This is a genomic window from Desulfurivibrio dismutans, from assembly GCF_029210385.1.
GTDB classification, from domain to species: domain Bacteria; phylum Desulfobacterota; class Desulfobulbia; order Desulfobulbales; family Desulfurivibrionaceae; genus Desulfurivibrio; species Desulfurivibrio dismutans.
Genome location: NZ_JARGDQ010000012.1, coordinates 20248 through 45810, shown reverse-complemented (window position 1 = coordinate 45810; position 25563 = coordinate 20248). Strand labels below are relative to the sequence as shown.

The following is a 25563-nucleotide window of genomic DNA, read 5'->3' as shown; positions in this document are numbered from 1 at the left end:
GGCCATGATTAAGATCAACCTGCTGCCAATCAAAGAAATCAGGCAAAAGCTGCGCCGGCGCTACGAGTTTTTCGGGCTGTTCGGAGCCTTGGCCGCGGTACTGGTGGTTTTGGGCGGCGTCGCCATGGTCATGGCCATCCAGGCCGGGCGGCTGGAAGCGAAAATCAGTGAGCTTGAGACGGAACGGGCGTCCTATGTCGCCATCCAGCGGGAAATCGACTCCCTGAAAAGAAAGCGGGAAGAGCTGGAAGTCAAAATCGGGGCGATCAATAACTTGCGCACTGACTCCCAAATCACGGTCCGCATTCTGGACGAGCTCAGCAACCTGACCCCGAGCGCCAGAATGTGGCTCACCTCCCTGCGGCTGGCCGGCAACACCATCAATCTGGCCGGAATCGGCCTGGACAACCCCACCATCGCCCAGTACATGCAGGCCCTGGAACGCTCCCCCTATTTCGGCAGCGCCGATCTGACCAGTTCCACCCAGACCGAGGTGGGCGGCAACCGGCTCAAGTCCTTTTCCCTGGTTATCCGGGTAACCCCCCCCCCGCCGGAAACGGAGGAAGCGGAATGAACCAGAAACTCAAACCGCTGCTCAGAAAGCTGGATGTGCTGCTGGAAACCAAGACCGGCATGCTCACCGGCCTGCACAAACTGCTGATCCTGGTCGGGGTCTGCGCCCTGCCGGTGGCGATCTTCACCTTCCTGGTGTTCATCCCCAAGGCCGGCGAAATGGATCAGGCCCGCGACCGCATTCAGAATCTTGAAAGCGAGATCGCCCGGCTGGCTCGAGTGGCCCGGGAACTGGACCGGCACCGGGAAGAAACCCGGGAGGTTGAACTACGGCTGGAAGAGCTCTCCCTCCTGCTGCCGGAGGAAAAAGAGATTCCCCTGCTGCTGACCAGCATCTCCAATCTTGGTACCAACTCCGGCCTTGATTTTATGCTGTTCCGGCCCCAGAGTGAGGTGCGACAAGAGTTTTACGCCGAAATCCCGGTCAGTATCTCGGTTCGTGGGCCGTACCATAATGTCGGCGCCTTTCTCGACCGCATCAGCAAACTGCCGCGCATCGTTACCGTGCAGGATCTCAACATGACCTCACCGACCCGCACCGGCAATCGGATGTACCTGACCACCAACATCACGTTGCTGACTTACCGCTTCATCGAACCGGAAACGGCGCCGCCACCCCCGGCCCGCTCGCGGAGGCGATAGAAGACCATGCGTTACCCGGCAAGCAAAATAATTTTCCTTTCCACCCTGGCAGTGGTCATGGCTTGCAACCTTTCCTGGTCGCCGCGGGCCGTCGCGGAAGCGTTACCGGCCGGCGGCGAAATCGCGCCGGAGGCCATCCTGGAAGTCCCGGTGCCGCCGGAACTGACCGGCACACCAGGGTTGCAGCCGGGACAGGACAGCGCTTTCGTCTATCGCCTGGTGGGGCGTCCGGACCCTTTCATGCCCTTTGTGGAAACCGCTCCCGTCCCGGCACCGGGCGAGCCCGTAGAAGACGGGGAAGAAGAAGTTCTCACCGGCCTGCGCCGTTTAGAGCCCGGCCAGTTGAGCCTGACCGCCATCTTCGTGAGCGACCGGGAGACCATGGCCATGGCCGAAGATTCCACCGGGCGCGGCTATTTCCTCCGGCCCGGTGATTTGATCGGACGCAAGGGGCGGGTGGAAAGCATCACCCCCGGCCGGGTCATCATTAAAGAGTCCACGATGACCCCGGCGGGCGAAACGGAATACCGCACCATCGAAATGTTTCTAACCCAAGAGGGAGATTGACCGTGATGACACCCATCCCCCGACATATCAAGGCTATTGCGCTGGCGCTGCTGCTGGGCGGGCTGCTGGGCGGCCACCAGAATGTCGCCGCCGCCCCGGCTGCCGACTATCTGGTGGATGCCATTACCCTGGAGCAAAAAGACGATGCCATGTTGCTGCGAATCTCCGGCAGTTCGTCGCCGACCTTTACCAGCTACCTGCTGTTCGACCCGCCCCGAGTGGTGGTCGACATTGCCGACGCCGGCTGGGCCGAAGATCTTGCCACCCCGCCGGGCTTACCCCGGGGTGAGCTGCAGGAACTCCGCCGCCGCACCCTGACGCAACAGAACATCATCCGGCTGGAGGCGATCCTGACCAGCACCCTGGATTACCGCACCACGGCGGAAAACCACGACATCCTGGTGACCCTGGCCACCCCGCCGCGGGTCATGACCGCCGGCAAGGCCAAACCAGGGCCGGTCCGGGAGGAAGAGGTCAGCAAGACCATCCCCGCCCCCAAGACCAAGCAGCCGCCGGCGCCAAAGCCCGATGATCCTGCCGCCGCCATCCTGGCCGACCTGAAAAAGGCCCAGCCGCCGTTGGCAACGGCCGAGCCGGTGGTGCCCAAGATTCCGCCCCTGGAATTCCACACTCGCCCCCGCCAGGAACCGGAAACCCCGGCCTATGATCTCTCCGACGCCGCCGTAACCGAAGCGGAGCCGGAGCCACCGACCATGGTGGCCGAAGTGATCGAGGCCGAGGAAGAGAGCCCCATGCGGGTTAATGTGGAGTTTTTTAAAACCGACCTGCATAACGTCTTTCGCTTTTTTGCCATGGCCACCGGCCGCAACGTGGTGGTAGACGAAGGGGTGCGGGGGCAACTGACCCTGACCCTTAAGGATGTGCCATGGGATTTCGCCCTGAACATCATCCTCAACCTCAAGGATCTGCAAAAGGAAGAACGTCACAACACCATTGTCATCTCTCCCCGGGCCAAGGAGTTTGTCTGGCCGGAGAGGGAGGAAACCGTCGAGCAGCAGCAACTGCAGGTGCGGGCCGCCGCCCCGCAGATTGCGGTGCGCCAGCGGATGGAACTGCCGCCGGAACATGTCCGGGCCCGGGAGTTGATCCGCCAGGGGACTGAACTGGAAGAAACGGGCAACCATGCCGGAGCCCTGACCGTTTATGAAAAGGCTCTGGAGTTGTGGCCGGAAAATTCCCGGCTGGCGGAGCGAATTGCCACCATCTACCTGGTGGAACTGGGCAACAATGCTCGGGCCCTGCATTTTGGCCGGACGACGCTGCGGCATGACGAAACCAACGACCACGTCGCCCTGCTGGCCGCCATCGCCGCCGCCAATATGCAGCGGGGCGCCGAGGCCAAGGAGTTGTTCGACCAGTCGATCAGCCAGCCTCAACCCGCGGCCGAGGCCCTGATCAGCTACGCCGCTTTCGCTGAAGAACACGACAGCCCCAAAGGAGCCCTGGCTTTGCTGCAACGCTACAGCCAGCTGTTCGGCGATGACCTGGAAACCATGATCGCCAAAGCCCGACTTTTTGACCGCACCGGTGCCGTGCAACAGGCCCGAGAGCAATACCGCGCCATTCTGCATTCCGGTTACGAGCTGCCCCAGGATCTGCGGCTCTTTATCCGGAAGCGAATCGCCGAGACCGGAGAGTAGAGGAGACCAGGACCATGCGAGTACTAAACAGCCTGAAAAAATTACCGGCCTTACTGGGAATCATCGCCCTGACTTTTGGTCTGGCCGCTTGCTCCCCTGCCCCCCCCGACCCCGTGGAACGTGAAGCCCCGGCCGTTGAGCAGGAAACCGCCGCCGAATTGCCGGCGCGCTTCCAGCGCCCGGCTTATGCCCTCCGCACCCAGGATGCCCGGCGGCAGTTGGATGTGGGGGATGAACCCGAGGTCCGGGTGCCAGTGGGGGCCGACATTTCCTCCACCGTCGGGCCGGTACCGCTGCGGGAGATCCTGCGTAAACTGGCCAACCTGAAAGGGATGAACATCAGCTGGGCCAGCGATGTTGATCAGCACGTACCGGTGGATGTGGACATCCGGGCCGAGGATGATTTTTACCAGGCCATCAACAACCTCCTGCGCCAGGTTGACTATTTCCATGAGATGGAACGCAACACCATCGTGGTCAGGTACCAGGAAACCCGGGCCTTTCACGTGGCCATGCCCTTTATGCGCTCCACCTACAGCACCGGGGTGGGCGGCGATGTGCTGGGCGCCGGCGGCATTGGCGGCGGCTCCGGGGCCCTGGTGGGCAATATCCAACTGACCAGTGACGGCAACGAATTCGACATCTGGGACAACATCCGCCAAAACCTGGACCAGCTCCTGGAGATCTGGGATGAAACGGTGCAGACCAGCCCGGCCCCGGGCACCAACGGCGAGGTGACCACCACCCGGCGGCGGGATGTCAAGGGCGGCAAGGGTTATTACGCCATCGACAAGCCTATCGGCCTGATCACCGTCACCGCCCCCCGGCCACTGGTCAACAAAATTGAAGAGTATCTGGACAACCTGAAAAGCCGCCTGTTCCGCCAGATCTCCATCGAGGCCAAGATCGTCGAGGTCAACCTGGACGAACAGCACAAGAGCGGTATTGACTGGCGCGGGGTGTTAAGCGGCAAGCATCTCAACTTCGAACTGTTCGGCCCCCAGGGCATAATTTATCCCTGGGACGCCGCCGGCGGCGGGGTGACCCAGGCCACCATCGGTCCCAACCCTTTTCAGATACTGCTCGACGCCATTGAGTCACAAGGCTCCGCCGATGTTCTGGCCAACCCCAAGATCAGCGTCATGAACGGCCAACCGGCAATGATCACGGTGGGTGAAACCTTCCGCTACATCTCCCAGGTGGAAACCACCACCGACACCGGCGGCGGCGTCTCGACCAGCGTCACCACCGACACCGTGATGTCCGGCCTGGGGCTGGCGGTGCTGCCCACCATCACCGACGAAGATGAAATCGTCCTGAGCCTCACCCCGGTGACTTCGAGCCTGACCCAACCCATGCAGGAGCGGTCCTTCCAGGGCATGATCGTCCAACTGCCCCAGATCAACATCCGCGAACTCAACAGCGTGGTAAAGATCCGGAATGGCGACACCCTGATGATCGGCGGCCTGATCGACAACGTGCAGGACACCACCAGTAACCAGGTGCCGATTCTGGGCAATATTCCCATTTTAGGAAAACTGTTCAGCCACGAAACCAAGACCTCCCGCAAACGGGAGCTGGTCATTCTGCTGCAGCCCACCATTATTTGATGCCGGAGGGGGAACATCAATGCTTAAAGCAGCAAAAATAGCTGGCCACGGAGCCCTGCTGCTCCTGCTTCTGTTCATGTTCAGCGCCTGCGCGGAAAACAAGAACGGCGACGATGACGACAACGACATCGACATCGACAATGGTGAATTTGCCGATGTCGGCAGCATTACCCTGCTGGCCAGCAGCCCCCAGTTGCCTTCCGCCGACACCGAACCGGTAACCCTGGACGCCATCGTTTATGATACCGGTAACGTCCTGATGGAAGGAGTCAATGTCAGTTTTGCCATCGTTGATGGCTACAGCGGCAGTTTAGCCGTGGTCAATGCTACCACCGATGAGGCCGGCCGGGCCCAGGCCCGCCTTTCCACCCCCGGCGACAAAAGCAACCGGGAAATCCAGGTCAGGGCCAGCGCCGGGACCGTAAGCGATACGGTCAGTGTCATGGTCACCGGCACAGAGCTATCACTGCTTACTGCTCCCAGTACCGCTACCTTTGACAGCACCCTCCAACTGGAGGTGGCCCTGCGGGACTCGGCCGGGGCCGGGATTCAAGGCGTCACTCTAACCGCCGAATCGGCGGCGGAAAACAACATCGCGGAAGTGCCTCCCACCAACACCGACGGCCGGACTACCATCACCATCGAAGTAACCAGCGATGATGACGACATCATTACCATCAGTGGTGCCGGTACCGCCATCACCCACTCTTTCCAGGTTACTCCGGATATCTTTGTTTTTATTGCACCAACAGCAGACGACGGCGAAGAATGGCCGGAGCTGGATTTGGGCGAGTCCTATGAGGTAACCCTACAATGGACCGATGCCGGCAACCCGGTGACGGGGGCAGAGATCGTTTTCCACACCGCTCGCGGCACCCTTTCGTCAACCACCGCCACCACCGACGCCGAGGGTAAGGCCACCGTCACTCTCACCGCCACCGGGGCCGACGGAGCCGGTTTGGCTAAAATCATCGCCGATTATACTGAAACCGGAATGAAGGCCGAAACCGAGGTGCTGTTTGTTGCCACCATCGCCGACTCCATGACCCTCCAGGCCGATCCGGCCATTATTGCCCCCGGGGAACAGAGTGAAATCATCGCCACGGTACGTGATCCGCAGAACAACCTGGTTAAAAACAAAACCGTCAACTTCAGCCTGGCCGATAACACCAGCGGTGTGATCGACCCTGTTTCGGCGGTTACCGACCGCTATGGCCGGGCCAGAACCATTTACTATGCCGGCGATTCCTCAAGCGCTCTGGATGAAGCCGTGGAGATCACCGCCCAGGTGGCCGACACCTCGGCGATTACCAAAACCGTTACCATTACCGTTGGCGGCTCGGCGCTGTTTATTACCTTGGGCACCAGCAACGTCATTGAAGAATATAACTTGCTGACCTACGCCCTGCCCTACGGGGTACTGGTAACCGACTCGGCCGGCGGCCCGGTGGCCGGCGCCAAGGTAACCCTGAGCATCTGGCCCACCCACTATTACAAAGGTTCCTACACCTGGGGCGGGACCTACTGGACGCCAACCACCACCGCCACATGCGACAATGAAGATGTCAACCGAGACGGTATACTGGACGCCGGGGAAGATCAGAACAACAGCGGCAACCTGACCCCTGGCAACGTGGTGACCCTGTCCAATGAGGCGGGCACTTCAACCACCGTCGAAGCCATCACCGGCGATGACGGCTTTGCCCACTTCGACCTTCGTTATTTCCGGGAACTTGGTCACTGGATCCGGGTTGAACTGACCGCCAGGGCCATGGTGGGCGGCAGTGAAGGCAAAAGAACCCGCTATTTCCGCCTCCCCATGCTGGCCGATGACCTGAGCGACAGCGGCATCAACCCGCCGGGTAATCCCAGTCCTTTTGGTGAGTCCGGCAGTTGTTCTGACACGTTATAGTTATAGGCCCGTCTCTCCCGCCGGCTGAGATAAGACCAAAGGCCGTGAACCTACACCCCGGTTCACGGCCTTTTACCTTTGATTTCTGCCGATTTTTCCCTACTGCTGGGGAGCGGCGGCACCCTCCTGCTGCTGTTGCTGCTGCTTGCGGGAGTTTTCATACAGGGCCAGGAAGTTGACCGGGTCCATCAGGAAGGGCATGAAGCCGCCGTCGGCGGTGGTCTGGCTGATGATCTGGCGGGTGAAGGGGAACAGGGTGGCCGGGCATTCCACCGCCAGCACCGCTGGCATGTGCTCGGGCGGAATGTTCTGGAGCAGGAAGACCGCCCCGTGCTCCACCTCGACGATGAACATGTTTTTGCCGGTTTTGTTGTTGGTCACCGTGGCGGTGATCTTGATTGTCACCTCGTACTGATCGGCACTGTCCAGCTTGCGGTTTTCCAGCTTCAACTGCACGTCGGCCTTGGGGTCAACCCCCTGCTCGGTGAAGATCTCCGGGGCGGTGGGGCTTTCAAAGGAAAGATCCTTGAGGTACATCTTCTGCAGCCGAAATACCGGGGCCGCGGCCTGCTGCTGCCCCTGGCCCTGACCTGCCGCCGCACTACCTTTTTGTTCCTCGCTCATTGCTCATCTCCTTGCTCAGTCGGTTATTTTTTCATGATCCCCGCAGGGTTAAGTCATCATATATGACGATGTCGCAAAAAGTCCGTCCATGGACTTTTTGCTCCCCGGAAAGCGAAAACGCGGTTTCCGCTTTCCTTACAAATCAATAGCTTACCCCGCAAGCTATTGATTTGCGCGCCCATCCATGGGCGCGTTGATGACTTCTTGCGAAGTCATCATATATAGCGAATATCACCCCGAATGCCAAGCCTTACCTGTCAGCCCACCGGGCAACGTCAAAGTCATCTTGCGCTTGGACGGGTGCCGATAAAACCGGTAGCGGCGGGTTCGGCGGCGGCCGAGCGCATGGACGCGCAGGAGGCCGCCGCCGCCTCGGAGGCGGGCAGGGATGCCCGCCGAGAATGAGCCGCTACCGGTTTTATCGGCACCCACCCCCTACCCACAACCAATGACCTGGTCAACCCGGCTCAACCCAGCAGTGGCTTGAGGTACTTGCCGGTGTGGGACTCGGGGCAGGCCGCCACCTTTTCCGGGGGACCGGCGGCCACCACCCGGCCGCCGCCCTCGCCGCCTTCCGGCCCCAGGTCAATGAGGTAGTCGGCGGTCTTGATCACATCCAGGTTGTGCTCGATCACCACCACCGTGTTGCCGCCATCCACCAGGCGGTTCAAGACATGCAGCAGATGCTCGATGTCAGCGGGGTGCAGGCCGGTGGTGGGTTCATCGAGGATGTAGAGGGTACGGCCGGTCTGGCGTTTGCTCAACTCCCGGGACAGCTTGATCCGCTGGGCCTCGCCGCCGGACAGGGTCACCGAGGACTGCCCCAGGGGCAGATAACCCAAGCCCACCTCAAACAGGGTCTCCAGCTTGTTGCGGATGGCCGGCACGGCGCTGAAAAAATCCCGCCCTTCCTCCACCGTCATCGCCAGCACCTCGGCAATATTTTTATCTTTGTAACGGATATCCAGGGTCTCTTCGTTGTAGCGCTTGCCGTTACAGGCCTCGCAGGTCACATACAGGTCGGGCAGAAAGTGCATGGCGATCTTGATCACCCCGTCGCCCTCGCAAGCCTCGCAGCGCCCTCCCTTGAGGTTGAAGCTGAAGCGGCCGGGCTTGTAGCCCCGGGTGCGGGCCTCCGGCAGGCGGGCAAAGAGTTCCCGTGCCGGGGTCAGCACCCCGGTGTAGGTGGCGGGATTGGAGCGCGGGGTGCGGCCGATGGGGCTTTGATCGATATCGATGACCTTGTCGATCTGCTCCAGACCGCTGATTTTTTTATACTCCCCCGGTGTGTCCCGGGAGCCGTAAAGGTGACGGGCCGCCGCCTTGAACAGGGTCTCGATGACCAGCGAGGACTTGCCCGAGCCCGACACCCCGGTGACACAGGTAAAAAGCCCCAACGGCAGGGCCACTTCCAGATTCTGCAGGTTGTTGGCCGCCGCCCCGCTGAGCTTTATCCAGGCACTTTTTTTACCCGGCCGGCGGCGCTTGGCCGGCACCGCAATGGCCAGCCGGCCGGCAAGATAGCCACCGGTTAGCGACTGCTCCGCCGCCAGCAGCCCCGGAACATCGCCGTTATAAACCACCCGGCCGCCGTGCACCCCGGCGCCGGGGCCCATGTCCAGCACATGGTCGGCGGCGCGGATGGTATCTTCGTCGTGTTCCACCACGATCACCGTGTTGCCCAGATCCCGCAGCCGCAGCAGGGTGTTGATCAGCCGGCGGTTGTCGCGCTGGTGCAGGCCGATACTGGGCTCATCGAGGATATAAAGCACTCCGGCCAGCCGCGCCCCGATCTGGGAGGCCAGCCGAATCCGTTGGGCCTCGCCGCCGGAAAGGGTGGAAGCCCGCCGGGCCAGGGTAATGTACCCCAGGCCCACGTCGTGGAGGAAGGTCAGCCGGTCGTGAATCTCCTTGATGATCCGGGCGGCCACCGGCGCCCGGGCCGGGGCGAACTCCAGGGCCGGCAGGGCGGCCAGCAGCTCTTCGATACTTAAGGCACACAGCCGGGCGATGGAATAGCCGCCGACCATCACCGCCAGGGCCTCGGGCCGCAGGCGGGCGCCGTGGCAGGCCGGGCAGGGCTGCTCGTTCATGTACTGCTCCAGTTCTTCCCGCACCGCCGCCGATTCGGTTTCCAGATACCGGCGGGTAAGCTGCGACAGCAGGCCCTCAAAGGGCTTGCTGTGGGTGCGGCGGCGGCGGAAACGGGTGTAGCTGAAGGTAATCGCCTCATCGCCGCTGCCGTTAAAAATAAGCTCTTTGGCTGCCTGGGGCAGCCGGCCAAAGGGGCGGTCGGGATCGAAACCGTAACGTTCGGCCAGGGCCTTGATCAGGTTGCGGACATAGGAGCCGGAGCTGCGTCCGCTCCAGGGCAGCAGCGCCCCCTGGTTGAGGCTGAGCTGGGGGTCGGCCACCACCCGATCCGGGTCGAAGACCTGCTTGACGCCCAAGCCGCCACATTCGGCACAGGCACCCTTGGGGTTATTGAAGGAAAAAAGCTGGGGCGAGAGTTCCGGCAGGCTGCGGCCGCAACTGATGCAGGCGGCCAGTTCGCTGAACAGCCGTTCCTGTTCCCCTCCCGCCAGGTCGGGGAAATGGGCCAGCAACTTGCCCTCGGCCAGGCGCAGGGCGGTTCCCACCGAATCGGCCAGGCGCCGGGCCACCCCCTCCTTGATGATCAGCCGATCCACCACCGCCTCAATGGTGTGCTTTTTGGTCTTGGCCAGGTTGATCTCCTGGTCGAGACCAACTATTTCACCATCGATCCGGGCCCGAACAAAGCCGTCGCGACGGAGTTTTTGTAAGACCCCCTGGTGTTCGCCCTTTTTATCATCGATCAACGGGGCCAGCAGGATCAGCTTGCTGCCTGCGGGATAGTCCAGCAGGGTTTTGACCATGTCCTGCAAAGACTGGGGCTGGATGGCCTCGCCGCAATGGGGGCAGTGGGCCTGGCCCACCCGGGCGAAAAGCAGCCGCAGGTGATCGTATATTTCGGTGATGGTGCCCACGGTGGAGCGGGGATTGCGGCTGGTGGTGCGCTGCTCGATGGAAACAGCCGGCGACAGGCCCTCCAGCAGATCAACCTCGGGTTTGTCCATCTGGCCGAGAAACTGGCGGGCATAGGTGGAGAGAGACTCCACATAACGCCGCTGCCCTTCGGCATAAAGGGTATCAAAGGCCAGCGACGACTTGCCGGATCCCGACAGGCCGCTGAAGACCACCAGTCGGTTGCGAGGCAGGTCGACATCAATATTTTGCAGATTATGCATCCGGGCACCCCGGATGCGGAGATATTGCGGTTCCATCAAGCAGTTACCAGCAACGGGCGGTTGGCCCGATTTTAAGCATCATTTGCGACCAGGGTCAGGCGGGCGGCAAAAAAACCGTCCAGACCGGTTTCCGGCCCGCAGCGGAAGAAACCTTCCCGGTCCACCAGCGCGGCGGCGGCCGGCGGCAGCAAGGCCCGGGGATCGGTGATGGCAAGGCCCGGCACGCGGCGCATAACCGCATCAATCACCTCCCGGTTTTCCTCCGGCTCATTGCTGCAGACCACGTACACCACCATGCCGCCGGGGGCCAGCAGTTCGACGGCCTTTTGCAGCAGGGCGATCTGCTGCTGCTGATAGCGCCGCAGATCTTCGGGCCGGCGATTCCAGCGGATATCGGGATGCCGCCGCACCACCCCCAGGCCGGAACAGGGAGCATCCAGCAGTATACCCTGAAAGGGACGAGTAACGGAAGCCGAATCAAGCAGGGCGGCAAAGCTTTCCAGGGTTTGCCGGCCAAGCATTACCGGGTGCTGGTGGGCAGCCGAAGTCGGCAACCGGCGGGCCAATTCTTCCGACGCGACATGGGGCGGCAACTGAGCAAACTTAATACCCAGGCGGTGCAGGTTATCGCCCAGCAGGGCAAAACGACCGGCGTGGGGCTCCAGGGCCACCAGCCCGGCGCCAAGGGGCAGCAGCTCGGCCAGGTGGGCGGTCTTGCCGCCCAGCCCGGCGCAGGCGTCAAGGTACAACGACGTTGTATTTAGCGGCGTTGCCGACTGGTCGGCGGAGGGAGCGCCAGCCAGCAGCATGGTCACCAGTTGCGCCGCCTCGTCCTGCACCGCCAACCAGCCGTCGGCAAAGCCCGGCAGCTCCTCCACCCGGCCATGGTAAGTCGGTAAGCGTAACGCCGCCGGGGTCAGATATCCTTCTTCCACCTCGAGACCGGCGGCCCGCAGGCGGGCAGCCAGCTCCGGGGGCTGGATTTTGACAGGATTGACCCGCAGCACCAGAGGCGGTGCCTGGTTTTCCGCCTGGCTGCGGCGGCGGGCCAACTCCGGCCCAAGTTGTTGTTCCCGCCGTTGCCGCAGCCAGGGAGGAACGCTGAGCCAGTCAGCCTGCTGGGCAGCCTGGCCCAGCAAATCCTCACGCTCGCGTGCCGTATTGCGCAACAGCCCGTTGACAAAGCCGGTGAGCCAGCGGGGCTGATGGGCCGCCTTCAAGGCGCGGATGGTTTCATCAATGGCCGCCGCCGGCGGCAGGCGTTCAAAAAAGAGCAGTTGCGCCAACCCCAGGCGCAGGGCCGCCAGGGTAAGAGGTTTCATTTTGGCCAGCGGGTGTTTGGCGTAACGGGCCAGCACCTGATCGAGAAAACCGCGGCGGCGCAGCACTTCGTACACCAGGGCCCGTACCAGTTGCCGGTCACGCCGGTCGACCGGCCAACGCCCGGGCGGATATTCAGCCAGCACCTGATCGAGCGGCCGGCCCTGCTGTTCCTGTTGCACCAGCAGCTCCAGCGCCACCTGCCGGGGACTAAGACGTAAGCGATCCCGGGGCACCGCCGAAAGCGGCGATCGGGCCGGCTCACGTACGGTGGTACGCTTCGCCGTTCCGCTTGCTGCTTTCGGCGGCCCCCCGGAACCGCTTACCCTGTGATCAGTTGCTTTACCCTTGCCGGTTTGCTTCATGCCGCAATCACCGAGCCGTTACGACCACCGGCGCGATCGCGGCGATAGGAAAAAAAGTCCTCATCGCAGCGGGTGCAGATCCCGGCCGGTTCGATATTTTTCGGCGCCAGGCCGGCGCCTTGCAGTTGATCCCGGCTAATGGCCCAGAAATCAAAATAGTTCTCCCGTACCTGGTAGGCTTGAAAGCCTGGCGGCAACTCGCGGCGGTAATTAATAAACTCGGCGCAGCAGGGGCCCAGCGAAGGACTGACGGCAGCCCGCAACTGGCCGGGAGCGCAGCCAAAAGTATCAACCATCACCTTAACAGTGGCGGCGATAATGTTCAAAGCACTGCCCCGCCACCCGGCATGGATATTGGCCACCACCCGTTGCCGGGGGTCATAGAGCATTACCGCCTGGCAATCGGCCTGACAGATCAGCAACCCCACCCCGGGATGGGCACAGACCAGGGCGTCGCAAGCGGCAAGCTCCAGGTCCGTATCCGGCACCCGCTCCACCACCGCCACCCGGTCGCCATGAACCTGCTTGGCCGCAACCAGCACCGACAAGCCCAAAGCCTCCCGCACCCGCCGGCGATTCGCCGCCACCCGGGTCGGCTCATCGCCCACTCCGAACCCGACATTCAACTCGGCCAGCGCCCCGCTGCTGACCCCACCCCAGCGGCCAAAAGAACCATGCACCGGAGCCGGGCTCAGATCAGTAAAATTACGGTAGCGGATAATTTTCATCAGTACAAATCCAAAAAAAATGAAGCAGGTAGGAGCTGCTTAGCTCCTACCTGCTTCATAAGGGGGGTACGGTTTTGGTGCAAGCGTTTTTTCTACAGCTCCTTCTCCAGCTTGACGCTAATGGCCACCTTATAGAGGAGGGTCACCACCAGGAAGCCGGTGGCCCACACGGCGGCGGTAATCCCAAGCTCCTGAATGGATGGATAGTACTGGGTTACCTGCCCCATGGGGTTGGGGACAAAACCGCCCAGCACCATGCCCAGGCCCTTGTCGATCCACAGTGACAAAAAGATCAGGGCGCAGGAGATACCCAGCAGGATATCGGACTTGCGGGAACGGGCGTAGAAGATCATGGCAATACCGATGACCCCGATCACCACCGAGGCCTGCATGTAGGGCACCAGGTTGTTGAAGATATTACCGTCCTTCTCCAGCCCGAAGAAGAGGTAGTCTTTGGTGTACATCTTGCTCGGGTACTGGCTGTAGTAAGCGCTGAAGAACTCGCAGGCCAGGAAGAAGAAGTTGATGATGGCGGCATAAGAGATAATGGTCACCAGCTTGTCCTTGGCCACCTGCCCCACCCTAAACAGGGTGTTGCGCTCGATGATCAGGGCGATGATCAGCAGCAGGGCCGGCCCGGCGGCAAAGGCCGAGGCCAGAAAGCGCGGCGCCAGGATGGCGGTGAGCCAGTAATCCCGCCCGGGCAGACCGGCATAGAGAAAAGCGGTGACGGTATGGATACTGATGGCCCAGGGAATGGAGAGATAGATAAAGGGCTTGACCCAGTTGGCGTACTTCACCCCTTTGTACTCGGAATGGAGAATGGCCCAGCCGCAGACCAGGTTCAGGGCCAGGTAGCCGTTGAGCACCACCATGTCCCAGAACAGCATGGACTGCGGGGTCGGATACAGCAGCACGTTAAGCGCCCGCATCGGCTGACCAAGGTCGGCGATGATGAACATCAGGCACATGATGATGGCGGCAATGGCCATGAATTCGCCAAGGATGGTGATCCGTCCGAATTCCTTGTAATTATGCAGATAATAGGGCAACACCAGCATCAGGCCGCCGGCGGCGACCCCGACCAGGAAGGTAAACTGGGAAATGTAAAGCCCCCAGGATACGTCCCGGCTCATCCCGGTGACTCCCAAACCGTAGTTCCACTGCTGCACGTAGAACATGCCCCCGATGGCGATAACCGCCAGCAGACAAGCTATCCACGTCCAGTATCCTTTGCTCCCCTGTAACGCTTTTTCAATCATGACGGCTCACCTTAAATGATATAGAAGACGGATGGATAGGTTCCCAGGGACGGTCGCCGCTGAATGGTGAACTTCTCCCGCAGCACCCGGCTGACTTCGGAGTCGGGATCGTTAAGATCACCAAAAAACATGGCCTCGGCCGCCGCCGCTTCCTCGACACAGGCGGGAATCTTGCCCACCGCCAGCCGCTCGGTGCAAAAATTGCACTTTTCCACCACCCCCATGGTCCGGGCCGGATACTCGGGGTTGATCTCACTGATGAAGGAGCGGCCATGCTCATCCATGCCCCGCGGATCACGCCAGTTGAAGCTCCGGGCGCCGTAGGGGCAGGCCGCCATGCAAAAGCGGCAGCCGATGCAGCGATGGTAGTCCATCCCCACCACCCCGTCGTCCTTCTTGAAGGTCGCCTTGGTGGGGCAGGCCCGCACACAGGGCGGGTTATCGCAGTGGTTGCAGAGGCTCAGCACCGGCATGCCCTGCAGATGCTGGGCCTGGCGATAGTGGGTGTCCTTGACAAAGACATGTTCGAACCTGTCGGTCCACAGCCACTTGATCTCATCTTTGGGGTTGCCGAAATCCGGCACGTTGTGAATCTGATGGCAGACCCGGATGCAGCGTTGGGCCAGGTCGCGGTTATCGATGAACTTCTGGATATCGATCACCATCCCCAGGCGGGTGCCACTCTTGTCCTTCTTGGTGCCGGCCCTTTTCAGGCCGGCGGCCTCGGCCTCGCCGCGCAGCAGCGAGTGAAAGGCGGTGGATGAGCCAACCCCGGCGACCGCCGCACAGCCCGCAAGTTTAAGAAAATCTCGCCTGTCCTTCTTCATCTTAGATGGCCTCCTTGGTCGGTTCGAGATGACAAGCCCAGCAGTCGGGGACCACGGCGGTGTAATCGTGGCACTGGTCGCAGAAGTTTTTCTTATCGTAGTGACAGCTCATGCAACCCTTCTGCAGACTGCGCTCATACTGCATGCCGCTGGCGGTCACCCCGGAGCGAGGGCCGCTTTTCCGGAGAATGTCGTCGCGCCATTCGTGCAGCAGCACCATGTGGCTCTCGCGCATGAATTGGGTGTCGCGCACACATTCACTGTACTCGCTGGGCAGCACCAACTCCGGCGGCTGCTGGGCCTTGCCGGCGTTGTACCAGATGGGAAAGGTCATCAGGCCGACAAAGATGATCAATGCTGGAATGATTCGTCCGCTTCCGTACATGTTTTAACCCTCCATTCCCGGCAGGGGTTCGCCCCGCAGGTCCGTTTCCCGCTCTTTTTCTCCCTCCATGATGAGGGCGTTGCCGACCAGTTCCGAAACGCCGCAAACCTGCACTTCCGGGTTCCAGTATTGATTGAGGGCCAGCAGGGTAGCCCGGTCAATGGCGCAGACACAGGAGAGCATGTTGACCCCGTGGCGCTCGGCCACGTACTTGACCGCGTTGGCCCGGGGCAGCCCGGCGCGCATCCGCAGGTCCATGATCTCGCCGGTATTGAGGCCGGTGCCACTGCCGCAGCAGAAGGTCTTATCCCGGATGGTGTTCTCCGGCATCTCATGGAAGTTGTTGCAGACACTGTTCAAGATATAGCGCGGTTCCTCCATCAACCCCATGCCGCGGGCAGTGTTGCAGGAATCGTGGAAGGTCACGATCTGGTTGTCGTTGCGGCTCTTGTCGATTTTGAGCTTGCCGTGGTGGATCAGATCGGCGGTGAATTCGCTGATATGCACCATCTTGGTGGCGGCGGCATTATCAAACACCGTGCCGGTGATGGGGCTCTTGGGCATCTCCAGGAAATCCGCCGGGCCGTTCATGGTGTTCATGTACTGGTGAATGACCCGCCACATGTGGCCGCACTCACCGCCCAGGATCCATTTCACGCCCAAACGCTTGGCCTCGGCATACATCTTGGCGTTGAGCTTCTTCATCAGACTGTTGTGGGTAAACAGCCCGAAGTTCCCCCCCTCCGAGGCGTAGGTGCTGATGGTGTAATCCAGGCCAATATGCTCGAAAAGCATGATGTAGCCCATGAAGGTGAAGATGCCGGGGTCGGCAAAAACATCCGCCGAGGGGATGATAAAAAGCACCTCGGCCCCTTTGCGGTTGAAGTTGAGATTCTGCAACCGCACCCCGGTGGCATCCTCGATATCATCAATTAGGAACTCGGCGTTTTCCTTGAAGGTATGGGGCTGCAGGCCCAGATGGTTGCCGGTGCGGTTGGAGTTGGCCGCCGGCTCGAGAATCCAGTTGGTGTTGACCCCCACCAGATGCAGCAACTCCCGGCCCATCATGGTCACCTCAGCGGTGTCGATGCCGTAGGGGCAGAACACGGAACAGCGGCGACACTCGGTGCACTGGTAGAAATACATGAACCACTCTTTCAGCACCTTGAAGGTCATGGGCCGGGCCCCGGCGATCTCGCCCAGAATCCGGCCGGCGGTGGTGAAGTCGTTACGGTAGACCGAGCGGAAGAGTTCGGCCCGCAACACCGGCATGTTCTTGGGGTCACCGGTGCCCAGGAAGAAGTGGCACTTGTCGGCACAGGCGCCGCAGCGGACACAGCAGTCCATGAATATCTTCAACGAACGGAACTTGTCCAGCCGCTCCTTGATGCCGTTGATGATGATCTCCTTCCAGTTCTCCGGAAGCTGCCAGTCATCACTTTCAATTTCCCAGTCGCGCGGCTCGCCGAACAGGCCGGGGAGATTCTTGCCGTGATATTCAGCGATACTCTTTTTGGCCGGATAGCAGTAATTGCCCGGCTTAAAGATCGCCTCCACATCCCACCAGTCGCGGGTGGGGACGGCGCCGGTCATCAGCGACGGCTCCTTGACCACCTTAACCTTCATTTCTGCTGCTTTGGTATCTGCCATTGTCGTCGTTCCTTATCTGAAGATTTTATGCACTGTTGGCAAGGCCGACCCCGTCACGCCTTGGGCTTTTCCTCGGCGTCGGCCGGAGCGGCTTCTTCAACTTCCGGCTCGGCGGGTGCGGGTTCCGGCTCTTTCTCCACCGGCAGACCGGCATCGACCATGAACTCGCGGAACTCATCTTCGTAAGCCGCATAGGAGTGCGGCTTGATGTTGGGATCGTTCCACGGATTCTCGTGGCGTACCATGCGGCTGTTGTTGGCCATGTTGCGGGTGGGGCTCATGAAGACCCCGCCCAGGTGCATCAACTTGCTGAAGGGGAAGTAGGCCAGCAGCACACAGACCAGGAAAAGGTGAACAAAGAAGATGGCGCCGATCTGCCCCTCAATGGAGGGTGAAAAGGTCACCAGCCCCATGGTCAGCTCCTTGACGGAAACGATGTCGACCCGAAAGACGTGGCGCATCAGGATACCGCTTACGCCGATGCCGAAGATCAGCAGCAGCGGAAAGTAATCGGCGGGCAGCGAGATGTAGCGCAGGTAGGGCCGCAACACCCGGCGCAGGAAGAGGAAGGTCACCGCCGCCAGCAGAATAAAGCTGCTCTGATAGATGGTGGTGGCACCCACTTCCAGGAAGCCGTCGCCAAACTCCAACATGGGCACGAAGCCGGCGATGGGGTCGGTGAACAGTCGCATGTGGCGCAGGATAATCACCAGAAAGCTGTAATGAAAGAGGATGGCGAAGAGCCACAGCCACTTATTGGAGCCGTAAGCCAGCTTCGGACCGTCGTGGATGGAGGCCCGGGTGTTACGGAACAGGGAGCGGAACAGCAGCACCTCCAGCAGCATCCGGCCCACTACCTGGGTCTTGGTGGTGGGGCAGTCCAGCTTATTCTGCTTGATGAAGGACAGCGAACTTTCCTGCCCGCAAGTGGTGGGAATGCGAAAGGGCACCGGTGATTTGGCCCAATACATCACCCTGTAGATAAAGCCGCCCAGGAAAATGGCAAATGCCAGGTAGGGCAGCACTATCCCGAGCAGGCTTTGCCCGCCAGGCACCTGGGCCACCACCAGGGCGACCAGGACCAGTGCCACGACCGCGATAAAGGCTTTCAGAACTCTCATTGACCATTACCTCGCTTCGTTGCTTTGAGTGTGAAGAGGTTTAACATCCGCCATTAACTGCGTGGTTTTATCCGCCAGCCCGGCCGATGGACAGCCGTGCTTGGTAAGCATATGATTCATCGTTTTAATTTCGTTCAGATGGGCCTGAAAGAGGCGCTCCCGGCTGGCCATGTAGAGGTCGAAAACCACCAGGGCCAACTGGTCCAGGGTGTCGTGGAAGTTGGCCCACTCTTCCGAGCTGACTTTCAGATCACGCTGCTTGCCGACGGCCTTGCGGACCACGGCTTTCAGGTCGTAGATGAACCCCACCGCCGAGGCGGGGGTAAAGGTCTGCACCGCCCGGATTTTGATAAAGGTCTCAAGTTCGTCCTTGAGCCGCTTGAAATCCACTTCCGGCTGATCAAAAAGCAGGGAATAGATGGCGGTGAGAGTGTGGCGGGTGTTGTAACCCACCGGGTTGGCAAAACGATCCTGCTCACCCTTGAAAATGGTGGCGGCGTCTTCGGCATAGCTATCCAGAACCCGGTTGACCCAGCGATCCTGCAGCTCCCCCTTGTTTTCAGCTAGAAATTGCTCCAGCGTCATCCCCCGAGTTCCTCCCTCTCCCTCTTTTATTCCGCCCGCCATTACAGATAAAGACAAGGCGAAAGCGGTGATTCTGAATACCGATTCAGAAATTAAGAGGCATTGGTAGCACGTTCGACCGGGGATTTCAAGACAAAAAAAGAGGAAGGGAACACAAAAAAGCGGGGCTATCAAGTACGGGTGTCCACCAGCAACCCCGCCTCTTCTTCCAGGTTGCGGAGCAGCATGGGCAGCTCATCGAGGGTGATGACCAGATCGGCCGCCAGATGACACATTGTATCATCGGTGCAGTCGTAGACATCAAGGTGGAAACCATCCTCCTGCCGGCTCAACACCAGGCGCAGTAAAATACCCTGTTCCTCAAGCTTACCATTGGCGTAGCGGAGCTGCCGACGCACCTCCCGCTCCTGTTCCGCATTAAGGCTCCGGGGCCGTGGCGACTGCCGCTGCTCACCCCGGCGGCGATTCCACTCCTGCTTGAAGGCGCCGATGCGGGCCACCGGCGGCACCGGATCGACTTCCTCGACCCGGCGGCGCTTGCGGAAGGAATCCACCGGCAGTACCCGGGGAAATTTGAACTCGTCGGAGATAACCATACCGTCACCGGTGTTGCCCGGAAACATAACCGGCCCAGGGCCGGAGTTCGGCTGCCGGCCATCGCCGGTCAGCCCCTGCACTGCTTATCTTTTCGGCAATAACTCCTGGTTTGTCCAGTCTTTTTTTTAACGGTTCAGATCTCCACCTCCATACCCTCCCGGGCCATGAAAATATCCGGGCCTTCCTGGCCACCGCAGTAGTCGGCGGCCAGTTGATCCAACTGGTCGTCGGTGCGTTCGGGATCGTGATGAAAAAGGGCCAGGCGCTTTACTTCGGCCCGACGCGCCACGGCAATGGCGTGCTCGAAGCTGGAATGACCCCAGCCCAGCTTGCCGACCCGGTACTCCTTTTCGGTGTACTGGCTGTCGTGAATCAACAGATCGGCCCCGGCAAAAAAATCTTGCTGGAGCCGGTTCTGATCCGCCGCCACCTCTTCCCCCTCCCTGGCCATTTCGGCATCGTAGCCGGGGTCGGCGGGATCGGTCACAAAGAGGTTGCGGTAGGGTTCGGTATCATAAGCGGTGCACAGCACCCGGCCGCCGAACTCGATGCGGTACCCCAGACAGAGCACGGGGTGATTGAGATATCTGGTCACCAGCGTGATCCCGTCACCCAGGTCCAGTCGCCCTTCCTTCAGTTCCACATAATTGATATCGGCGGCCAGTTCCGCCTCCCGCACTGGAAAGTAGCGGTAGGTTAACTGCCCACCGACAATGCCCTGCAGGGTATCTTCCTCGTAGCTCACCGGCCCGTAAATGGTGAGCTTGTTGCCCGGCACGTAGATGGGCACGAAAAAAGGAAAGCCCATGATGTGGTCCCAGTGGGTGTGGGTGAGGAAGATGGAGGCGTCAATGGGGCCCTGCACAAAATCCTTGGCCATCATCTGGTTGCCCAGACTGCGCAGGCCGCTGCCGGCGTCGATGATCAGCAGGCGATCATCCAGTTCGGGAAAGCGGATCTCCAGGCAGGCGGTATTACCGCCGTAGCGCACGGTTTCCGCCCCCGGACAGGGCACCGACCCCCGCACCCCCCAGAATTTTAACTTGATCTTCTTATTCATAAGCTCTCCTTGCTCTGGGCCACCGTCAGAAAAACCTGCGCCTTTTCGATTTCCGCCTCCACCTCGGGCAGCAGTCCGGCCAGGGCCCGCCAGTTTATTTTTTCTTGCTGCAGCAGGGCCTTAAGATTTTCCTTGTCGGGGTAATAATTGCCTGCGGCCCCGGGCCCCCGCAGGTTGATGAAGGCATCGGCCACCGCCACCAGGGCCGCCAGGGCACGAACATCTTCCCGCACCTCGGCCGAGGCGCGATGGTGGCCAGCCAGCAGTTCCACCAGGTCGGAGTTGAGTTGCCATTTCTCGCCGATCATCCGCCCCACCCGGCCATGGTCCAGCCCCAGCACCGCCGCCTCGGCCCGGTCCAGCGGCAGACGCCGGACAGCGGCCAGCTCCTGCACCTTCCGGTACTCCTGAGGGAAACAGGCGTTGAGAGGGATTTTTCCCAGGTCGTGCAGCAACCCGGCCACAAAATATTCCTCTTGCTGCTGCCGCAGCCCCCCCCGCCGGCCGGCCAGCATCTTGGCGGTCACCCCCACTCCCAGAGAGTGAGTCCAGAACTTATCCATATCCAGGGATTGAAAAGAGTCTTCACGGCCGATCCCGCCCAGCACCGCAGTGCTCAGAGCCAGGTTCTTGATGGTGTTGACCCCCAGCAGGATGATGGCCCGGGTCAACGAACCGATCTGATTAGGCAGGGAATAATAGGCGGAGTTGATCAGTTTGAGCACCTGGCCGGTGAGCACCGGGTCCAGGGCGATCACCCGGTTGAGATCGTTGGCCGAGGTAGTGGGCTGATTGCAGACATCCAGCACCTTGGTAACGGTGGTGGAAAGGCTGGGCATACGCTCGATGAAGCGGCGAATCTTTTTTTCCTGGTCCGCGTTGCTCACTCGCCCTCCCCTCTGCAACAGGCATAAACGCTCAACCGCATCACTTCTTATCGGCGGCGGATAAACGCGGGCCCACTCCAGGCTGAGCCTCCGGGATCACTGGCCCTCTTGGTTGAAAGCCACCGCATCCCGATACATTACCCCGTTTCCACCAAAAATGTCCAGTGCGCTGCCGATGGTGGCGTCCAGGCGATCACGGCCCAGTTCCCTGATCCGGTGAAGGTCGGCCAAGGTGGCTACGCCGCCGGCGTAAGTTGTGGGCAGGGGCGTGGCGGCGGCCAGCAGTTCCAGCAGATCTTCCGCCACCCCGGCGCATTTGCCCTCCACATCCACCGCATGGATAAGAAATTCGTTGCAGAAGCGGGAAAAGTAATCAAGCGAGGCGGCGTCCACCGCCATGGAGGTAAATTTTTGCCAGCGGTCGGTGACCACCAGGTAGCGGCCATCGCGTTGGCGGCAGCTGAGGTCCAGCACCAGCCGCTCCCGCCCCACGGCCTTGACCAGGTGGCGCAAACGCTCTTCCAGCACCTGGCCGTCGCGGAAGACATAAGAGGTGACGATAACCGCCGCCGCACCCCGATCGAGCCATCGGCCGGCGTTGGCGGCGTTGATCCCGCCGCCCAGCTGCAAGCCGCCGGGCCAGGCGGCCAGGGCATCGGTCGCCGCCGCCTCGTTACCCGGCCCCAGCATGATCACATGTCCGCCGGTGAGCTTATCGCGCCGATAGAGCTCGGCATAGTAGGAGGGGGGCTGTTCGGCGACAAAATTGGTGGCCAGGGAACCCTGGTCGGAGTCGGAAAGGGTGGAGCCGACGATCTGCTTGACCTTGCCCTCATGCAAATCAATACAAGGCCGAAACTTCATAGCACCCACCCCAAAAACATAAAGGGGGCCGGACGGCAAAACCCGCCCCCACTTGCCACAGCTAATTATGATGATGTCGCAAAAAACCGCCAAGCAGGTTGGTCGGGAATGCGAAAACAAGCAGTTACCAAGCGTGCCCAGTCGACGGCGCCGCTTTTTGCGACGCCGACAATTATCGTTCAGTGGACGGCCATGCCACCCACTGAACTAACAACCTTCTTTGACCATGAAGGTGATCGGATCCAGCTGCAGCACCCTGTCCCCGGCCTTGCCGGTGGTATCCTTGAGGATGTTGAGGTCGATGCACTCGCTGCCGGCGGCCGGCTGCAGCAACACCACGGTGTCGAACAAATCGGCCACCTCGTGACATGGCGCCGGCACCCCTCCACCCTTGGCCTCTTCATCTTCCTGGTGGCTGACTGCTGAAAACCAGACCTCCAGGTCCATGGCCCTGGCCATTTCTCCAAGGTCTTGCAGGGTTTGGTGATCGACGACGGTAAAGTCATAACCGTCCACCACCATGCAGCCAGGGCGGATCAGGTTCTGGTAAACCAGGTCGTTGAGGCGTTCTTCCAGGCGGGCCCGGCTGAAGGATGACTCCTTGAAAGTCATGATCATCCGGTTACGCATGATTTCGTCGTAAATCTCGTAGGGGCTGGCCAACTTACAGCCTTCAACGATGTCCTTGAAGATGTCATCGTACCAGATGCGGGTTTTTTCCAGGCTCTGGCCGATACTGACGTGAATCACCTGCTTGCCGTTGAGCAGCGAATCCAGGGCGATCTGCACCAGCATGGCGGTTTTGCCCAGCCCCGCCCGGGCCATGACCAGCCCCATCTGCGCGCGGGCCTGGCCTTCGGACCCGGCTTTCAGGTGACGAATCGGGTTCTTGGCAATCAATTCCTGCTTAAGCATGATGGGGTCTCCTATTTTTTATCCTGTTGTTCCTTTTCTTTCTTGGCCTTGGCGACCAGCTCTTCGGCCACGCTCTTGGGCACCGGCCGGTAGGCGGCAAACTCCATGGTAAACTCCGCCTTGCCCTGGGTCAAGGAGCGCAGATCGGTGGAGTAACCGAACATCTCGGACAGCGGCACCTCGGCCTCCACCACCGTGTAATCTTCTTCCTCGGTGGTGCCGATGATCATGCCCCGGCGCTGATTGAGACTGCCCATGATCCCGCCCTGGAACTCGGTGGGGCCTTCCACCGCCACCTTCATGATGGGCTCCATGATCACCGGCTTGGCCTTGAGATAACCGTCCCGGAAGGCCCCCAGAGCCGCCTGCTGGAAGGCCACGTCGGAGGAGTCCACGGCGTGGGATGACCCATCGTTGATCACGCAGCGGATGCCGGTGATGGGAGCACCCACCAGCGAACCCTTAGCCATGGCCTTTTGGAAACCCTTGTCACAGGAGCTGATGAACTCCCTGGGGATTACGCCGCCGACAATCTTGTCGACAAACTCGTATTCGCCCTCTTCCAGGGGCTCCAGGTAACCGGCCACCCGGCCGAACTGGCCACTGCCACCGGTCTGTTTCTTGTGGGTGTAGTTGAACTCGGCCTTCTGGGTCACGGTTTCGCGGTAGGCCACCTGGGGGGCGCCCACCTCCACTTCGGCCTTGTACTCCCGTTTCATCCGCTCGATGTATACTTCCAGGTGCAGCTCACCCATGCCGGAGATGATGGTCTCGTTGGTCTCGGTATCAACAAAAGTTTTAAAGGTGGGGTCTTCTTTGGTGAAGCGGTTGAGGGCCTTGGACATGTTGCCCTGGGCCTTGTTGTCCACCGGCCGGATGGCCAGGGAGATAACCGGAGCCGGCACGTGCATGGAGCTCATGGAGTAGTTGACGCTGCCGTCGGTGAAGGTGTCACCGGAGGCACAGTCCACCCCGAACAGGGCGACAATGTCGCCGGCGCCGGTTTCCTCGATATCCTCCATCTGGTCGGCGTGCATCCGCACCAAGCGACCCACCTTGATCTTCTTACCGGTGCGAATGTTGACGATGCTGTCGCCTTTCCTCATGGTTCCCTGGTAGGTGCGCAGGTAGGTAAGCTGACCGTAACGGCCGTCCTCCAGTTTGAAGGCCAGGGCGATGAGGGGATCCTTGGGATCGTTGGTCACCCGAAACTCGGCCTCCTCGTTGTTCAGGTCCAGGGCGTAGTTGGTGACCTCCTGGGGATTGGGCAAATAATAGGTGACGGCGTCCAGCAGCGGCTGGATGCCTTTATTTTTGTAGGCCGAACCCACCAGCACCGGGGTCAGTTCCCGGGCCAGGGTGCCCTTGCGGATGGCAGCTCGGATCATCTCTTCGTTGGGCTCGCCTTCCAGAATCGCTTCCATCAGTTCGTCGGAAAACATGGAGGCGGCGTCCAGCAGGGCCTCGCGCTTAGTTGCTACTTCCTCGCTCAGGTTGTCGGGAATTTCCGCCTCGCGGATAATCTCGCCCTGGTCACCCTCAAAGTACAGGGCCTTCATGCTCACCAAGTCCACCACTCCGGCCAGGTCGCTTTCCAGGCCGATGGGTACCTGCAGGGGCACGGCGTTGAGGTTGAGCTTGTCGCGCAACTGCTGGGTCACCCGGTCGGGATTGGCGCCGGTGCGGTCGCACTTGTTGATGAAGGCCATGCGCGGCACCCGGTAACGGGTCATCTGCCGGTTGACGGTGATACTCTGGGACTGTACCCCGCCCACCGAGCAGAGCACCAGGATGGCGCCGTCCAGCACCCGCAGGGCTCGCTCCACCTCGATGGTGAAGTCGACATGGCCGGGGGTGTCGATGATGTTAATGGTATAGTCCTTCCAGTCGCAGAAGGTGGCCGCCGAAGCGATGGTAATCCCGCGCTCCCGCTCCAGTTCCATGGAGTCCATGGTGGCGCCGACCCCGTCCTTGCCGCGAACCTCGTGGATGGCATGAATCCGCTGGGTATAAAAAAGAATACGCTCGGTCAGGGTGGTCTTGCCCGAGTCGATGTGGGCGCTGATTCCAATATTACGGGCTTTGGCCAGGTCTCTCATGGTGCTTTCCTCGTTTACTTCGTGAATATTTTCGCAGTAT

The 25563-nt window shown here is 60.7% G+C and carries 22 protein-coding genes; 6 read left to right on the top strand and 16 right to left on the bottom strand.

What is annotated here, in order from left to right:
- Nucleotides 1-4: 4 nt before the first annotated feature.
- From P0N66_RS12245 to P0N66_RS12220, 6 genes are read left to right on the top strand one after another with little or no spacing between them, the layout of a single operon-like run.
- Complete coding sequence (locus P0N66_RS12245; protein WP_275805827.1) at nt 5-574, top strand: PilN domain-containing protein; 570 nt, start codon at nt 5-7, stop codon at nt 572-574.
- A complete protein-coding gene (locus P0N66_RS12240) occupies nt 571-1215 on the top strand; it encodes a type IV pilus inner membrane component PilO (protein ID WP_275805825.1) in 645 nt (214 codons plus the stop codon). The genes P0N66_RS12245 and P0N66_RS12240 overlap by 4 nt, the downstream gene beginning before the upstream one ends.
- A 6-nt stretch (nt 1216-1221) precedes the next feature.
- Entirely contained in the window at nt 1222-1782 is a 561-nt protein-coding gene (locus tag P0N66_RS12235) for a hypothetical protein (protein WP_275805823.1), read from the top strand.
- Nucleotides 1783-1784: 2 nt separating this feature from the next.
- Nucleotides 1785-3443 carry a tetratricopeptide repeat protein gene (locus tag P0N66_RS12230; protein WP_431190048.1) on the top strand — a complete coding sequence of 553 codons (1659 nt, stop codon included), beginning with the start codon at nt 1785-1787 and terminating at the stop codon, nt 3441-3443.
- Nucleotides 3444-3457: 14 nt separating this feature from the next.
- Nucleotides 3458-5053 carry a type II and III secretion system protein gene (locus P0N66_RS12225; protein ID WP_275805821.1) on the top strand — a complete coding sequence of 532 codons (1596 nt, stop codon included), beginning with the start codon at nt 3458-3460 and terminating at the stop codon, nt 5051-5053.
- Nucleotides 5054-5072: 19 nt separating this feature from the next.
- On the top strand, nt 5073-6965 hold the full coding sequence (locus tag P0N66_RS12220) for an Ig-like domain-containing protein (protein ID WP_275805819.1): 1893 nt from the start codon (nt 5073-5075) through the stop codon (nt 6963-6965).
- A gap of 99 nt (nt 6966-7064) precedes the next feature.
- Here P0N66_RS12220 and secB read toward each other — a convergent pair whose 3' ends face one another.
- The 16 genes from secB to fusA form a co-directional block, all read right to left on the bottom strand.
- Nucleotides 7065-7589, bottom strand: coding sequence for a protein-export chaperone SecB (gene secB / locus P0N66_RS12215; RefSeq protein WP_275805817.1), 525 nt, complete (start codon nt 7587-7589; stop codon nt 7065-7067).
- A gap of 467 nt (nt 7590-8056) precedes the next feature.
- Entirely contained in the window at nt 8057-10894 is a 2838-nt protein-coding gene (gene uvrA, locus P0N66_RS12210) for an excinuclease ABC subunit UvrA (protein ID WP_275805815.1), read from the bottom strand.
- A gap of 35 nt (nt 10895-10929) precedes the next feature.
- Nucleotides 10930-12543 (bottom strand): RsmB/NOP family class I SAM-dependent RNA methyltransferase, encoded by a 1614-nt coding sequence (locus tag P0N66_RS12205; protein ID WP_275805813.1) that lies wholly within the window; start codon nt 12541-12543, stop codon nt 10930-10932.
- A complete protein-coding gene (pgeF, locus tag P0N66_RS12200; RefSeq protein ID WP_275805811.1) occupies nt 12540-13271 on the bottom strand; it encodes a peptidoglycan editing factor PgeF in 732 nt (243 codons plus the stop codon). The genes P0N66_RS12205 and pgeF overlap by 4 nt, the downstream gene beginning before the upstream one ends.
- A gap of 92 nt (nt 13272-13363) precedes the next feature.
- Nucleotides 13364-14533 (bottom strand): sulfate reduction electron transfer complex DsrMKJOP subunit DsrP, encoded by a 1170-nt coding sequence (gene dsrP / locus P0N66_RS12195; protein ID WP_275805809.1) that lies wholly within the window; start codon nt 14531-14533, stop codon nt 13364-13366.
- 11 nt (nt 14534-14544) lie between these two features.
- Complete coding sequence (dsrO, locus tag P0N66_RS12190; RefSeq protein ID WP_275805807.1) at nt 14545-15360, bottom strand: sulfate reduction electron transfer complex DsrMKJOP subunit DsrO; 816 nt, start codon at nt 15358-15360, stop codon at nt 14545-14547.
- Nucleotide 15361: 1 nt separating this feature from the next.
- Complete coding sequence (gene dsrJ / locus P0N66_RS12185) at nt 15362-15745, bottom strand: sulfate reduction electron transfer complex DsrMKJOP subunit DsrJ (protein WP_275805805.1); 384 nt, start codon at nt 15743-15745, stop codon at nt 15362-15364.
- A gap of 3 nt (nt 15746-15748) precedes the next feature.
- The gene (dsrK, locus tag P0N66_RS12180) at nt 15749-17395 is read right to left on the bottom strand and encodes a sulfate reduction electron transfer complex DsrMKJOP subunit DsrK (protein WP_275805803.1); all 1647 of its coding nucleotides are present in this window, start codon (nt 17393-17395) and stop codon (nt 15749-15751) included.
- A 53-nt stretch (nt 17396-17448) separates the two neighbouring features.
- Nucleotides 17449-18516, bottom strand: coding sequence for a sulfate reduction electron transfer complex DsrMKJOP subunit DsrM (gene dsrM, locus P0N66_RS12175; protein WP_275805801.1), 1068 nt, complete (start codon nt 18514-18516; stop codon nt 17449-17451).
- A gap of 6 nt (nt 18517-18522) precedes the next feature.
- Nucleotides 18523-19101: an RsbRD N-terminal domain-containing protein gene (locus P0N66_RS12170; protein ID WP_275805799.1), complete on the bottom strand. Its 579-nt coding sequence runs from the start codon at nt 19099-19101 to the stop codon at nt 18523-18525.
- Between the two features lie 170 nt (nt 19102-19271).
- Complete coding sequence (locus P0N66_RS12165; protein ID WP_275805797.1) at nt 19272-19697, bottom strand: hypothetical protein; 426 nt, start codon at nt 19695-19697, stop codon at nt 19272-19274.
- Nucleotides 19698-19831: 134 nt separating this feature from the next.
- Nucleotides 19832-20758 carry an MBL fold metallo-hydrolase gene (locus P0N66_RS12160; protein ID WP_275805795.1) on the bottom strand — a complete coding sequence of 309 codons (927 nt, stop codon included), beginning with the start codon at nt 20756-20758 and terminating at the stop codon, nt 19832-19834.
- Nucleotides 20755-21645, bottom strand: a complete 891-nt coding sequence (locus tag P0N66_RS12155) for an HDOD domain-containing protein (protein ID WP_275805793.1) — start codon at nt 21643-21645, stop codon at nt 20755-20757. The genes P0N66_RS12160 and P0N66_RS12155 overlap by 4 nt, the downstream gene beginning before the upstream one ends.
- A 96-nt stretch (nt 21646-21741) precedes the next feature.
- Nucleotides 21742-22509, bottom strand: a complete 768-nt coding sequence (gene hisA, locus P0N66_RS12150; protein WP_275805791.1) for a phosphoribosylformimino-5-aminoimidazole carboxamide ribotide isomerase — start codon at nt 22507-22509, stop codon at nt 21742-21744.
- A gap of 207 nt (nt 22510-22716) precedes the next feature.
- Nucleotides 22717-23424, bottom strand: a complete 708-nt coding sequence (locus P0N66_RS12145; protein WP_275805789.1) for a hypothetical protein — start codon at nt 23422-23424, stop codon at nt 22717-22719.
- Nucleotides 23425-23435: 11 nt separating this feature from the next.
- A complete protein-coding gene (fusA, locus tag P0N66_RS12140) occupies nt 23436-25523 on the bottom strand; it encodes an elongation factor G (protein WP_275805786.1) in 2088 nt (695 codons plus the stop codon).
- Nucleotides 25524-25563 lie beyond the last annotated feature (40 nt).